12 protein-coding genes are annotated in these 13,424 nt (G+C 51.5%); 3 read left to right on the top strand and 9 right to left on the bottom strand.

Annotation, left to right across the window (positions count from 1 at the left end; translation table 11 throughout):
• From PsW74_RS18165 to PsW74_RS18155, 3 genes are all read right to left on the bottom strand, one after another.
• Positions 1–895: calcium/sodium antiporter (locus PsW74_RS18165; RefSeq protein WP_063305848.1), on the bottom strand; the 895-nt coding region annotated here is incomplete at its 3' end.
• A gap of 94 nt (positions 896–989) precedes the next feature.
• Positions 990–1,790 carry a sulfite exporter TauE/SafE family protein gene (locus PsW74_RS18160; protein WP_057465702.1) on the bottom strand — a complete coding sequence of 267 codons (801 nt, stop codon included), beginning with the start codon at positions 1,788–1,790 and terminating at the stop codon, positions 990–992.
• Positions 1,791–1,887: 97 nt separating this feature from the next.
• Positions 1,888–2,670 (bottom strand): sulfite exporter TauE/SafE family protein, encoded by a 783-nt coding sequence (locus PsW74_RS18155; protein ID WP_063289964.1) that lies wholly within the window; start codon positions 2,668–2,670, stop codon positions 1,888–1,890.
• Between the two features lie 97 nt (positions 2,671–2,767).
• Between PsW74_RS18155 and PsW74_RS18150 the strand changes: the two genes are divergently transcribed.
• Positions 2,768–3,406 carry a thioesterase family protein gene (locus PsW74_RS18150; protein WP_208988056.1) on the top strand — a complete coding sequence of 213 codons (639 nt, stop codon included), beginning with the start codon at positions 2,768–2,770 and terminating at the stop codon, positions 3,404–3,406.
• On the top strand, positions 3,399–4,082 hold the full coding sequence (locus PsW74_RS18145) for a glutathione S-transferase (RefSeq protein ID WP_063289966.1): 684 nt from the start codon (positions 3,399–3,401) through the stop codon (positions 4,080–4,082). Before PsW74_RS18150 ends, PsW74_RS18145 begins: the two co-directional genes overlap by 8 nt.
• Here PsW74_RS18145 and PsW74_RS18140 read toward each other — a convergent pair.
• Both PsW74_RS18140 and PsW74_RS18135 read right to left on the bottom strand, forming a co-directional pair.
• Complete coding sequence (locus PsW74_RS18140) at positions 4,066–4,722, bottom strand: class I SAM-dependent methyltransferase (RefSeq protein ID WP_063289967.1); 657 nt, start codon at positions 4,720–4,722, stop codon at positions 4,066–4,068. The genes PsW74_RS18145 and PsW74_RS18140 overlap by 17 nt on opposite strands.
• Before the next feature lie 83 nt (positions 4,723–4,805).
• The gene (locus PsW74_RS18135; protein WP_063290148.1) at positions 4,806–5,552 is read right to left on the bottom strand and encodes a pyridoxamine 5'-phosphate oxidase family protein; all 747 of its coding nucleotides are present in this window, start codon (positions 5,550–5,552) and stop codon (positions 4,806–4,808) included.
• Between the two features lie 326 nt (positions 5,553–5,878).
• Between PsW74_RS18135 and PsW74_RS18130 the strand changes: the two genes are divergently transcribed.
• Positions 5,879–6,367 carry a BA14K family protein gene (locus PsW74_RS18130; RefSeq protein ID WP_057465821.1) on the top strand — a complete coding sequence of 163 codons (489 nt, stop codon included), beginning with the start codon at positions 5,879–5,881 and terminating at the stop codon, positions 6,365–6,367.
• Positions 6,368–6,474: 107 nt separating this feature from the next.
• Here PsW74_RS18130 and PsW74_RS18125 read toward each other — a convergent pair whose 3' ends face one another.
• From PsW74_RS18125 to metF, 4 genes are all read right to left on the bottom strand, one after another.
• A complete protein-coding gene (locus tag PsW74_RS18125) occupies positions 6,475–7,284 on the bottom strand; it encodes an extensin family protein (protein WP_063289968.1) in 810 nt (269 codons plus the stop codon).
• 605 nt (positions 7,285–7,889) lie between these two features.
• A complete protein-coding gene (locus tag PsW74_RS18120; protein ID WP_063289969.1) occupies positions 7,890–8,486 on the bottom strand; it encodes an NAD(P)H-dependent oxidoreductase in 597 nt (198 codons plus the stop codon).
• A 181-nt stretch (positions 8,487–8,667) separates the two neighbouring features.
• Complete coding sequence (gene metH / locus PsW74_RS18115) at positions 8,668–12,414, bottom strand: methionine synthase (RefSeq protein ID WP_063289970.1); 3,747 nt, start codon at positions 12,412–12,414, stop codon at positions 8,668–8,670.
• 88 nt (positions 12,415–12,502) lie between these two features.
• Positions 12,503–13,423, bottom strand: a complete 921-nt coding sequence (metF, locus tag PsW74_RS18110; protein ID WP_063289971.1) for a methylenetetrahydrofolate reductase [NAD(P)H] — start codon at positions 13,421–13,423, stop codon at positions 12,503–12,505.
• Position 13,424 lies beyond the last annotated feature (1 nt).

Genomic DNA, 13,424 nt, shown 5'->3' with positions numbered 1-13,424 from the left:
CTTCCCTGCGGCTCACTCGCCAGCCGGTAATGCAGGCAATGGCCATCAGCACAACTGTGCCTACCATCACCCAGATATCCACCTGCGCGATCTCAGAGGGCACCGGAATTGGCACAACAAGGGCTGTTACACCGCCAATGCCGAAAATATTGAAGATGTTGCTGCCAACAATATTGCCAAACGCAACCTCAGCATGGCCACGCACTGCAGCTATCGCCGAGGTGACAAGCTCTGGCAGAGATGTGCCAATCGCAACCAGCGTCAGGCCGATCACCGCATCGGAAACCCCAAAATGATGCGCAATTTCAACGCTGGATGACACCAGCAAACTCGCTCCAATAACGATGCCAACCACACCGACAGCAAAAATTGCAAGCCCCGCCCAAATGGAAAGGTTCGGATAGCTCGCCTGATCAGCTTCAGCCTCATGAATCTGAGCCGCTGCCTTTCCCGCTTTGCGTTCCGACCAATAGCTGAAGAGTGTATAGGCCAGCAGCAGGCCAATCAGAACGAAACCAGCCCATCGGGACAAATACCCCGTCAGAATGACGCCCAGCAAAATCAGGCTTGAGAGCACAAGCACGGCACCGTCACGCTGAAAAGCTTCCCGGTTCACCGCAATGGGTAGGATCACTGCCGTAATGCCTAAAATGAGCAGCACATTGGCGATGTTGCTGCCCACAATGTTGCCAATGGCAACACCGGGGTAACCAGCAAGCGCGCCCTGCAAACTGGCCACAAGCTCCGGCATGGATGTGCCAAAACCAACAAGGGTCAGCCCGATAAACAGTTTGGAAACACCCAGACGCGTCGCAACAGCCACACTGCCGCGCACCAGTGCTTCACCGCCAACAAGCAGCAGCACAAACCCCCCAACCAATTGAAGGATCACCATTTTCTGAAAACTTTCCTTAAGCGCAGTTCGCGCTTGCGGTTTAGACTGATGTGCAATTGGGTATCCTTCACTCCGATTGCAAGAAGGTTGGTCATCACATTACATTCAGCCAAACCTCTTTGATAATGAGGCCGAGACCAGAAAAAAGCATCATCACCAGCACGCAATAGCGGAACAGGATCGGGCTGAAGCGCCGGCCAAGATAGTTACCACTCTTGGTGCCGATATAGACAAAAACCAGCCCGGTGATCGAAATCGCAAAAGCACCAAGATGCAACAGGCCCATGTATGTCAAACCAAGGATCATCATGACTGTTACGACTGTGAAGAAGCTATTGATCGTTTGAATGAAATGGCTGCGCGGGAGATCGAGAGACACCAGAAACGGTGTGATCGGCATCAACTGTGAGCCTGTCATCCCTGTCAGCAATCCGGTTGAGAATCCAGACAGCGAACTCCCAGCTTTCTCCCAATGCGTTTTCAGCTTCAGGTTCTTGGAGAGCAGCGCATATCCCACAAACGCCATGATGATAAACCCCAGCAGGATCGTCAGCCAATGCGTGGACGCCCACCCCAAAAACCAAAGACCAATGACAACGCCCGGTACTGAATAAAGATAAATCCGCCAGAAGCGAGAAAAAGATTCCCGAAAATGCCCGGCCTCATAAACCAGTATGAGATCACTGATGAGCCCCGGTATCACAATAAGCGGAATGCCCTTCTTCAAACCCACCGTGTAAGCGAGAACAGCAAGGCAGATTGTTGTAAACCCAAGCCCTGCAAGACCTTTCACAAAAGCTGCAAAGAAGAACGTGAACATGATGATGGCAATCTCAAAGGCCGTATAGCCGAGATACTCCGCCGCCATTGCCATGTCTGCTTCCATATCCATCATGCAGCAGAGCCTAGGCGTGAACCTGCAACAATCTCTAACATCTCCATCTGCAAACTGAAGGGATCCATCAACCACCAGTTAGCTTAGAGCATGGCCGCTAAAATCCTTTGACCAACAAGCTCAACCCAAGCCCGAACAAAAGCAGCAGAATAGACGCCCTGAAAACCGACGGCGACATCAGCTGGCGCACCACCGAGCCCAGCTTGGTGCCCAGATAGACAAAAGCCAGCCCAAGTGCAGAAACACCCAGCGCACTCAGATCAAGCAGTCCGAGATAATAAAGACCGCCCGCCATCACAAAGGAGGACAAAGTAAAGGAGCAATTGATCGCCTGCACAAAACGCTCACTGTTGAGATTCAGCGACAGCAGATAGGGCATCACAGGCATAATCTGCGAACCGGTAATGCCATTCACCACGCCCGTAATAAAGCCGCTGACTGGTCCCAAAAAGCGCTCCATCTCATAGGAGAGTTTCAGGTGCGGCGTGAAAAAAGCAAACAAGGCATAGCTGATAAGCACAAAACCCAGCACCACAACAGCTTCCTGAGCGGGCGCCACATCCAGAAACCAGAGGCCCAGCAGAATCCCCGGCACCGTTGCAAGCAACATCCAGCGAAAGCGAACCACCATCTCCCTGAAAGACCCGGCATCGACCATCACCAGAATATTGCTGGTAATACTGGGCAGTAAGATGAGCGGAATTCCTCTTTTCAACCCCACCGCGTAAACTAGAAACGGCAGACAAGTCGTTGAAAACCCGAGGCCTGTTGCGCCTTTAACGAAAGCTGCAAAGAAAAAAGCGCCCGCAACAGCAGCAAGTTCCGTTGAGCTATACGCAATCTCCCACACAAAGAGATAACTAGAAATATCTTCAAACATCTGGCACAACACACCTAACCTAATAGGAAACCTAATTCCCTATTGGAAAATCCATTAGATTTTTGTGAAAGCCCGTGAGCTATCACGTGGAGAAGAAATGCAACTCTGGTTTAGACTTATACTTTATTTCATTAAGTTCCCTTTTCAGGAAAAACTAGCAGACATGTTCAGCAAGTCTGTCGTCCGATTGCCCGTTCTCCCCTCTGACATTGACATGAACATCCACCTCACCAACAGCCGCTATCTGGCCATGATGGATTTTGGCCGTGTGGATCACATGAGCCGCACCAAGCTCGGCAAAGCAATTTTCCGCAACAAATGGACACCACTGGCCAATCACGCCACTGTCCGTTTTCGGCGCGAGCTCCCGTTTGGCGAGCCGTTCAAGCTGGAAAGCGAGATTGTGTACTGGACGGATGAGGCCTGTGTGATGGAACAACGCTTTATCTTCACCAAAGGCCCGAAGAAAGGCATTGTTGCCGCAACCGGTCTGGTGCGCGTCAGCATGTACGACCGCGCACAGAAGGCTTTTGTCCCAACCTCAGCGGTGCTGGAAGAGACCGAAACGCAGGCCACCAAACTCCCATTACAGCCGCATATCGAAGCTTTTTTGAAAGAAGAGAAGGCAATTCAGGCCTATGAGCGCAAATCCGCTGGCATTGCTCCGGTAGATTCATTAGAAATACCAGCTGCTGAAAACGATCAATCAAAGGCAGACAACAGAAAGCATGGCTGAGCAGACGTCCCTCCCGATCCTGTATTCATTTCGTCGGTGTCCCTATGCAATGCGCGCAAGACTGGGATTGGTCGCAAGTCAGACAACCGTTGCCCTCCGTGAAATCGTGCTGCGCAACAAGCCAGCCCACATGCTGGAAATCTCACCAAAAGGAACGGTTCCGGTCCTGCAACTGACAGATGGAACCGTCATCGAGGAAAGCCTTGAGATCATGCTCTGGGCTTTACAGCAAAATGACCCTCAAAGCTGGCTCTCACCAGAGACAGGTACGCTGGAGGAAATGCTGCAGCTGATTGAAGAGATGGACGGCGATTTCAAACGCAATCTGGACAGGTACAAATACTCAACACGCTACGAAGGCGCAGATCCGGACGAGCACTACGCTCTCGCCATCCAGGAACTCTCCAAGCTCTCTAAGCGCCTTGAAAGCTCACCGTATCTGTTCGGAAACCGCCCAGCTCTCGCAGATCAGGCACTCTTCCCATTCGTGCGCCAGTTCGCCAATGCAGATAAAGAACGCTTTGAGAGAGAAGCCCCTGCAAGCGTAAAAAAATGGCTGCTCGAACGGATCGACCAGCCGGATTTTAAAACCGTGTTCAGCATGAAATGGAAGCCATGGTCACCCGAGGATGACCTTGTACTCTTCCCGCAAGAAATGACTACACACGCCCTTTAAACAGCGCAACTTCGCCAACCACTTCAATCGTCACATCCCTGAAATACGTCTCCAGATTGGAGCGCAAATCATCAAGGTTGTCTTCAGAATTCGAAAAGATGCCCTTGCTGTTGTAAAAGCCCATCAGCTTGCGCGCTGCCCAGTTTGGCTTCTGCCCTTCACCCAAAATGGTTGAGCCAAACAAGATCCCACCGTCATTCAGCAGCGGTCTGAGGTTCTCAAACACCATATACTTCTGCTTCATGGTTCCCGGCAGGCAGTGCAGCAGATAACCCAGATTAATGCTGTCAAACTTGGCGTCGGTCCACTCAATCGGCTCCAGCACATCAGTCTGTGTCACGCTGACATTTGCCACCACAGAGCGCGCCTTGGCATACTCCAGACAGGTTTGGTTGAGGTCCATCAGCACCAGACGCGTCTTATCCGGAAAGCGCCCGTGCTCCAGAAAGTAACCACTGCCAACCCCTACATCGAGGTGATTGGCACTGACATTGCGGTTGAAGAAGCTCAGTGCCTTTGAAGCGGAACAGCGCCACAGAAACGTGTTGGAGAACCGCAGAACCAACAGGTCATAAATACGCAGAGTTTTATCGGAGTAGACCTCTGCCCCTGCCGCGCTATCCAAATTCTCTTTGTTCATTTCCGCACCAATCCTGTTTTGCTTCACGCATGCATAGTTGCCATACTAGAACAACAACATGAGCAAAACCCTACGTCATGGTTTTACACAGAACAACCAAGAGTTTGCATCAGCAGCTTTTCTAGCTCCGTAACCGACACTTCCTGATCCCAGGAATGACGGTAAACTGCCTCTCCATCAAAGAAATCAGCCCCCTCACCATCAACGCTCACCAACCCCCATTTTGAAGCGCCAACCTTGAAGGTTTTCGAGGCAAACACCCCAATATCATCAGCACGGCGCTCATTCATGCGGATAACAAGGTCATGAGCGGTAGCCGCGAGTTGCTCGCGTCCCTCATCAGAAGACAGAACATCCTCGGTATCCAGCAGGAACGCTTTACCAAAGCCGCCGTTCATGTTCACCCGCTCAACATGCAGGCGATACCAGTCGAAATCAGCAAAATCGACATAGAGCTTTGCCTTGGGATGCCGCATCAAATAGCGGTTGCGTAGCTCAGTGCACAGCGGATCCCCTTTGCTCAGTCGCTCAAAGCGCCCGATAACGGTCAGCCGCGGATGAGCCAGTGGGTCCCCTTTACCGGGCTCACCAATCAGCAAAGACACCCGCTGATCCTGCACAAGGCATTGAGAATGGTTGGAAAGGCTGGAGGCAAGCATAAACGGCGCACCAACAACATCCGAGCTGACACCAACACGGCTGACAATAGGGTAGCCGGTCTCTGGCTCCAGAACAGCAAGAGAAGCAAATCTGACAGACCTGATCAGCTTCTTGGCAAGAGCGCGTGCTTCATCGGTGGTTTCACGAATTGGATCTATCTTCTTTTCCATACCAACCTCACTTTTCCCAATCTGACCCTGCTCAGATTCTTGGCTCTTGTCTATCTCCACTTAAGCGTATTCCCGAAAAGTGGTCTCCATAATCTGGAGAGGACAACATACTGATTTAAGTAAGATGGATAACGTACTCAACTTAAAATTCGGCAAGAAACCAGCGTCTTAAACATTTTTTCAAACATCTAATGAATTGATTTATATAGTTTTTCTAGCCCATTCATCTACATGAACAGAAGATGAATGGCGCTCTCAAAGAAGGTTCAGGCCACTTCTGGTTAATTAGTCTCAACAAACACGAAATACCGTTTACGGAGACGAAAATGGCTAAAGCATCAGCAGTAATTTCAGTAGCGCTTGCAGGGGCAATGATGTTGCCAGTCGTTTCTGCAGCTCAGGCAGGCCCGCGAAACAATACGTACATTGAGAACAACACTTACGTTGAAAACAACTATTACCATAAGCGTAAGAAGAGAAAGCATAAGAAGCACGGCATCAATGCAGGTGAAGCAGCTGCAATCGGCGTTATCGGTCTGGCGGCAGGTCTCATCATCGGCAATGCAGTGACACCGCAACCTCAGTACGTTGCACCACCACGCCCGGCCTACCGTCCACCAGCGCCAGCGTATCGCCCACCAGCCTACCGTCCGCCAGTGGTGCATCAGCCAGCACCGGTTTATCACGCTCAGGCTGTAGCCCCAGCCCCGTGGTCCCCGGCTTGGTTTGCCTACTGCACCAACAAATACAGAAGCTTTAACCCGAACACCGGCACCTATCGCACGTACTCTGGCAAAAACCGTTTCTGCCAGTAAGCCCTGTCATCACAGAACACGCCCGCTTGAAAGAGATAAAGCCCCGTCTCAATCAGGTGGGCGTTCCCACATCATGCTTTTGAAAAAAGGACTGTGAGCCCGCGCCTTTATTTGCAGACGCGATATTTGCAGCCCTTGCCGTGACAGCCCTGATCGAAGTGTAAGTGGTCTCGGTGATACTTGTCGGCCTCTGGGCCAAGTACGGTCGTGAACCGCTCACAGGCTCCTTTATGTAAGCTGCTCAGGAAACGCACTTCAGCTGAAGACCCGTCCCAGCCCTCTTCAACAGTCACTTCTCGTCCATCAGACAAATAGAAGGCTGCAATATCGATGGCGTTGCCCTTGCCATGCTCTGAGAGCTTCGCGCCGCGTTTGTTATTCCGGCCACGACAAGCATACCCTGCAGCCGTGCGAATGCGCGTGATGGATACACCAAGTTCCCGCCGAGCAGCAGGCACTGCCACATCCTGCAACCAGCCATCCAGCTTTTGTGCCAGCTCGCACTCAATTTGCACTGGCATCGTCAGGCCAATCTCTTGGCCACCACCAACCACAGACCGCAAAGAAACAGGCTGATCAATCCCACATCCGCCCGGCCCGTCAACAGCGTTTGAGATCTCAACACTCCAACCACGGAGCACACACATCCTCGCATCGCTTGCAGGAGGAAAAACACGCTGGTTTTCAAGTGGCACAGGAACGAGAGAAAGCGGCTTGCCCGCAGGAACACGTGAAGGCTGAACACTCACCTTGCTCTGAGGAAGAGGCATCGGAGGCAATAAGGTTACATTGCCCACATAAGGACGAGCTTTGGGCATCGGGGCAGCACTAACGTGTGCAGCGCCGATGCACATACCGATAACCAAAACGGCAGACAAAAGTCTTCCGGCAGCGTTCCCACCTGTCTTGTAACCCACCTCGAAATCCCCGATTTGAACAGGCGTTTGCCCGGCGCTGTTCCTGATTCAATGCTGAATATTTCCGTTTTCCCGCCTGAATTGTCATGAATGTTTTAAACTATCCACGCCCAATTCACCCCAGGAAAAGCATGAGTATAGCCCGACGAGTATTCGCGAAGCTGCAGAAAACCTGCATATTGATTTGACAGAGGAAACGCAAGAATTCCCTTGGTCTTTCACAAAACAACCAGAAAGTATCCTCCGGCTTTACACATATTATTCGCTACAGAAATTTTCAGTGATCCTAGGTGCTTTTCTAGCAGTGCCATGAAAAATGGCATTTTTTTGCTTCCTAACGTGGCTTCCGTCACATAAGCTTTAAACAGCTAGTGAGTAACGGGAGATAAATCCATGACTGTCACACGAAGCTTTAACGCCGTCGCAATCACACTTGCATTTGCATTTGTTGGTGCTGTCGTTATCGGCTTGCTATAGTCCCCCTCCCCCACACTGACAAAGTCCTTCACAAAACAAAAATCGAAGGCAAGGCTTACCAGGTGCACAAAGAAACCCACCTTGTTACCAAGGTGGGCTCCAGTTGATTAATTGCTTTTGCGTATCAGTTACGCTGCCACAGATGTCAGGCCAACCATTGTGTTCTGCGCTTGTGCAATTGCTGCATCACGGTCAACAGCAACACCTTCCGCTGCAACAACTTCCACATCGCTCACACCAATAAAGCCAAGCACCTGCTTGAGGTAAGGCACTGCAAAGTCTGCTGGGGAGCCAACAGGCACGCCGCCAGCTGCAGCAACAATGTATGCCTTCTTACCTGTCAGCAAGCCCTGTGGGCCGTATTCGGTGTAATTGAAGGTCACACCCACACGTGCAATCTGGTCAACCCATGCCTTCAAAACAGCAGGCACAGAGAAGTTGTAGATCGGCGCACCAATAACCAGCACATCTGCCGCTTTCAGCTCCGCAATGAGTGCATCAGAAAGCGCAAGGCCTTCTTTCTGTTCTTCGCTGCGCTGCTCGTCAGGGGTGTAAGCAGCACCAATCCATGCTTCGTTGATAAACGAAATCGGGGAATTCAGATCGCGCTCGATAACGGTGTCACCGTCATTGAAGATCTTGGAAGCAAGTTCATCAGAAAGCTGGCGGGTTACGGATGTTGCAGTTGCCGCTGAGCTATGGATCTTCAAAATTGTCTTTTTCATCGGTCGTCTCCTATGCCCCAAACAGGAGCTATTGTCTTCTCTTGAACATACATAATGGAACCACAGCGAATGATTAGATCACTATTTGGAAACAGTCTTTGCACGTCTCAGCGACAATCCGACAAAGAATAAGGGCTGCGAAAACATCCGCAGCCCCTCTAAATTTCAATGCTTCAAAGCGTTACTCCGCAGCTTCGCGAGCCATCGGGTTGTAGTTCAGGATCGGAGCCAGCCAGCGCTCTGCCTTTGCCAGTTCCCAACCCTTACGCTTTGCATAATCTTCCACCTGATCCCGCTCAATCTTGCCAATGCCGAAGTAGTGGCTGTCAGGGTGAGAGAAGTAGAGACCAGACACAGCAGATCCCGGCCACATCGCGTAGCTCTCAGTCAATGAGATACCTGTCTGCGCTTCCGCATCAAGCAACTCCCAAAGAGTACCCTTCTCAGTATGATCTGGCTGCGCTGGATAACCCGGTGCCGGACGAATACCATCGTAGTCCTCTGCAATCAGATCAGCATTAGACAGACCTTCATTCGGCGCATAGGCCCAAAGCTCAGTACGAACCAGTTCGTGCATCCGCTCTGCAAGTGCTTCTGCCAAACGGTCAGCAATCGCCTGACTGAGGATCTTGTTGTAGTCATCACCAGCTTCGCCGTAGCGCTTGGCAATTTCATCCTCACCGATACCCGCAGTCACAGCAAACCCGCCAACATAGTCCGGGATACCGCTGTCGATTGGCGCAACAAAGTCCGCAAGAGCCACGTTACCGCGATCAGAGGAACTCCGGTCCATCTGCTGACGAAGGGTATAAAGACGGTTCAGCTCAGTTGTACGGCTCTCGTCGGTGTAAAGCACAAGATCATCACCATCCTGCGCACAAGGCCAGAAACCAACCACAGCATTCGCTTGCAACAGATTGCCGTCCACGATCTCCTTCAGCATCTCCTGCGCATCATTATAAAGCGCCTGAGCTGCCGGACCATAGCGGTCATCTGTCAGCACTGCAGGATAGGCTCCCTTAATCTCCCAAGTGGAGAAAAAAGGTGTCCAGTCAATGTACCTCACCAACTCCTTCAAGGAGACATTGGTAAATGTCTTGGTGCCGATAAACTTAGGCTTGGTTGGAGCATATCCATCAAAGTTTGGCTTGAAGCGATTTGCACGAGCCTTCTCAATAGATGCCCGAACCTTCTTGTTCCGCGACCGCGCATGTTTTTCAGCAACATCCACATATTCCGCGCGGGTTGCATCATAAAGTGCCTCACGACCACCTTCACTCACCAGACGGGACGCAACACCCACCGCACGACCGGCATCAGTGACGTAAATCGCCTGCCCCTTGGAGTAGTTCGGATGGATCTTCACCGCTGTATGAACACGAGAAGTCGTCGCACCGCCAATCAGCAGCGGAATGTCCAGACCTTCACGCTCCATCTCAGAAGCCACGTGACACATCTCATCAAGCGACGGTGTGATCAGGCCGGACAAACCAATGATATCGACATCGTGCTTGCGTGCTTCATCAATGATCTTGGCTGTTGGCACCATCACCCCAAGGTCGATAACCTCAAAGTTATTACATTGCAGAACAACGCCAACGATGTTCTTGCCAATGTCGTGCACATCCCCTTTAACAGTCGCCATCAGGATCTTGCCGTTGGATGAACTCTCATCCAAACCACTGCGACGCTTTTCCTCTTCAAGGAAAGGCATCAGATAGGAAACAGCTGCCTTCATCACACGAGCAGATTTCACCACCTGCGGCAGGAACATTTTACCAGCGCCAAACAGATCACCAACCACGTTCATGCCATCCATCAATGGACCTTCAATCACATGCAGCGGACGATCGAAATTCAGACGAGCCTCTTCCGTGTCTTCCACGATAAAGTCCGTGATACCGTGAACCAATGAGTGCTCAAGACGCTTTGCAACTGTTGCCTCACGCCAGCGCAGGTCAACCTCACGTTTCTTTCCACCCGGACCTTTAAACTTCTCAGCAGCTTCAAGCAGACGATCCGTGGAATCTGAACGGCGGTTCATGACCACATCTTCACACAGCTCACGCAATTCAGCAGGAAGGTCATCATAAACAGCCAGCTGACCAGCATTCACAATGCCCATGTCCATGCCAACCTGAATGGCATGATACAGGAACACAGAATGCATCGCTTCACGAACCGGCTCATTCCCGCGGAAGGAGAACGACAGGTTGGAAACACCACCAGAAATATGAGCGTGTGGAAGGTTCTCAGAGATCCACTTGGTCGCTTCAATGAAGTCCAGACCATAGTTGTCATGCTCTTCAATACCAGTCGCAACCGCAAAGATATTCGGGTCAAAAATGATATCCTGAGGCGGGAAACCAACCTTATCAACCAGCACATCATAGGAGCGTTTGCAGATGTTGATCTTGCGTTCAAACGTGTCAGCCTGACCCGTTTCATCAAACGCCATCACAACAACAGCAGCACCATAACGGCGGATCAACTTAGCCTGCGCGATGAAGTTCTCTTCCCCTTCTTTCAGGGAAATCGAGTTCACCACAGCCTTACCCTGCACACACTTCAGGCCAGCTTCAATGACAGTCCACTTGGAGCTGTCGATCATCACTGGAACCTTGGCAATATCCGGTTCAGCCGCAATCAGGTTGAGGAATGTAACCATGGCTTCTTCACTATCAAGAAGCCCCTCATCCATGTTGATGTCAATGATCTGCGCACCATTCTCAACCTGAGAGCGGGCAACATCCAGCGCTGCATTGTAGTCATCGTTCTTGATCAGTTTGCGGAACCGCGCAGAGCCCGTCACGTTGGTACGCTCACCCACGTTGACGAAGTTCACTTCCTTGGTGAAGGTGAATGGCTCCAGACCGGACAGACGCATCAGGCGCGGCACTTCTGGCAAAGCACGCGGCTTCAAGCCTTCCATAGCATCCGCAAGGGCCTTAATGTGATCCGGCGTCGTACCACAACACCCGCCAACCACGTTGACCAGTCCAGACTCGGCAAACTCTTTCATGAGGCCAGCCATGTATTCCGGGCTCTCATCGTATTCACCAAACTCATTCGGCAAACCCGCATTCGGATAAGCACAAACAAGAGTATCCGCAACACGGGAAATCTCATCCACGTGCGCACGCATTTCCTTTGCACCCAGCGCACAGTTCAGGCCAATCGTGAACGGCTCAGCATGACTGACAGAGTTCCAGAATGCTTCCGGTGTCTGACCTGAAAGGGTACGACCAGACAAATCTGTAATCGTACCGGAGATCATGACCGGCAGCTTGATGCCTTTCTCCTCAAACACCTGATCAATCGCGAACAAAGCCGCTTTTGCGTTCAGGGTATCAAAGATGGTCTCAACAAGAATGAGATCACAGCCACCATCAACCAGACCACGGGTTGCTTCAGCATAAGAATCCTTCAGATCATCAAAGGAAACTGCGCGAAAGCCCGGATTGTTCACGTCCGGAGAGATCGAGGCCGTCCGGTTTGTTGGCCCAAGTCCACCGGCCACAAACCGGCGGCGGGAAGGATCAATCTCCTTCATCTGCTCAACAGCTTCACAGCAAAGGCGGGCACCTTCCTTGTTCAGCTCATAAACAATGCTCTCCATCGCGTAGTCAGCCTGCGCGATAGAAGTGGAGGAAAACGTGTTGGTCTCGATGATATCTGCACCCGCTTTCAGATACTGCAGGTGGATATCTCGAATGGCATCTGGCTGGGTCAGGATCAGAAGATCATTGTTCCCTTTCAGATCCTGGTTCCAGCTCTTGAAGCGCTCACCTCGGAACTGCGCTTCATTGAACTGCAGATTCTGGATCATAGTTCCCATGGCGCCATCCAGAACAAGGATACGCTCCTTGGCGGCTGCTTCTAGGGCTGCAAAAATGTCCGAACCGGTCTTTTTCACCTGCAAACTCATGGGATCCGATCTTTTCTAGTACTTTACTTTTGCGGGTCACGAATGGGCCGTAATCCGACAAATATCTTTATATGTGCGTGGATTGGGTTCAGGCAGCGACGGATGCTTTCACATCCTGTTTTGCGCGAAGACCAAGCATGTGGCAGATCGCGTAAACGAGGTCTGCTTTGTTCATTGTGTAGAAGTGGAAGTCCTCAACACCATCATCCGCCAGGCTCATCACCTGCTCAGCAGCAACAGCTGCCGCAACCAGTTCACGGGTGCGTGGGTCGTCATCAAGACCATCAAACCGGTGCGCCAGCCAACCTGGAACAGATGCTCCAGTCTTCTTTGCAAAGCCGGAAATGCCCTTGAAGCTGGTCACTGGCACGATACCCGGAATAATCGGGATCGTGATGCCAGCGGCCCGAACACGGTCCACATAGCGGAAGTAATGATCATTATCGAAGAAGAACTGCGTGATCGCACGGGTCGCGCCCGCATCCACTTTCGCCTTCAAAACATCCAGTTCCGTTTCCCAGCTTGGAGATTCCGGGTGCTTTTCCGGGTAGGCTGAAACAGAAACCTCAAAATCACCGATGGAACGAATGGAAGCTACCAGATCAGCGGTAGACTGATATCCACCTTCATGCGGGTGATACTGCTCGCCAAGCCCAGCAGCCGGGTCACCACGCAGCGCCACAATGTGGCGAACACCAGCATCCCAGTAAGCGCGAATGACTTCATTCACTTCTTCCTTGGTGGCATCCACACAGGTCAGGTGTGCAGCAGGCTTCAAAGCAGTCTCATTCACAATACGGGAAACCGTAGAGTGAGTACGCTCACGGGTCGATCCGCCAGCGCCATAAGTGACAGAGACAAAGTTCGGGGCCAATGGCTCAAGCCGTTTGATTGATGACCAAAGCTGTTGCTCCATCTTCTCGCTCTTAGGAGGGAAAAACTCGAAAGAAACGGAGATGTCAGAGGCTCCATTGAGCCTAAAACGGCGATCGATACTATGTTCGCTCATA

The organism is Pseudovibrio sp. W74, assembly GCF_001623085.1.
Lineage (GTDB): Bacteria > Pseudomonadota > Alphaproteobacteria > Rhizobiales > Stappiaceae > Pseudovibrio.
The sequence above is the reverse complement of the archived record's forward strand: the minus strand, read 5'-3'. Positions and strand labels throughout refer to the sequence as shown.

Coding starts and splice junctions, on each gene's coding strand:
- PsW74_RS18155 (WP_063289964.1), bottom strand. CDS start 2,670: ATGTTTGAAGATATTTCTAGTTATCTCTTTGTGTGGGAGATTGCGTAT.
- metH (WP_063289970.1), bottom strand. CDS start 12,414: ATGAGTTTGCAGGTGAAAAAGACCGGTTCGGACATTTTTGCAGCCCTA.
- metF (WP_063289971.1), bottom strand. CDS start 13,423: ATGAGCGAACATAGTATCGATCGCCGTTTTAGGCTCAATGGAGCCTCT.
- PsW74_RS18145 (WP_063289966.1), top strand. CDS start 3,399: ATGGCTGAGCAGACGTCCCTCCCGATCCTGTATTCATTTCGTCGGTGT.
- PsW74_RS18140 (WP_063289967.1), bottom strand. CDS start 4,722: ATGAACAAAGAGAATTTGGATAGCGCGGCAGGGGCAGAGGTCTACTCC.
- PsW74_RS18160 (WP_057465702.1), bottom strand. CDS start 1,790: ATGATGGATATGGAAGCAGACATGGCAATGGCGGCGGAGTATCTCGGC.
- PsW74_RS18135 (WP_063290148.1), bottom strand. CDS start 5,552: ATGGAAAAGAAGATAGATCCAATTCGTGAAACCACCGATGAAGCACGC.
- PsW74_RS18150 (WP_208988056.1), top strand. CDS start 2,768: ATGCAACTCTGGTTTAGACTTATACTTTATTTCATTAAGTTCCCTTTT.
- PsW74_RS18120 (WP_063289969.1), bottom strand. CDS start 8,486: ATGAAAAAGACAATTTTGAAGATCCATAGCTCAGCGGCAACTGCAACA.
- PsW74_RS18130 (WP_057465821.1), top strand. CDS start 5,879: ATGGCTAAAGCATCAGCAGTAATTTCAGTAGCGCTTGCAGGGGCAATG.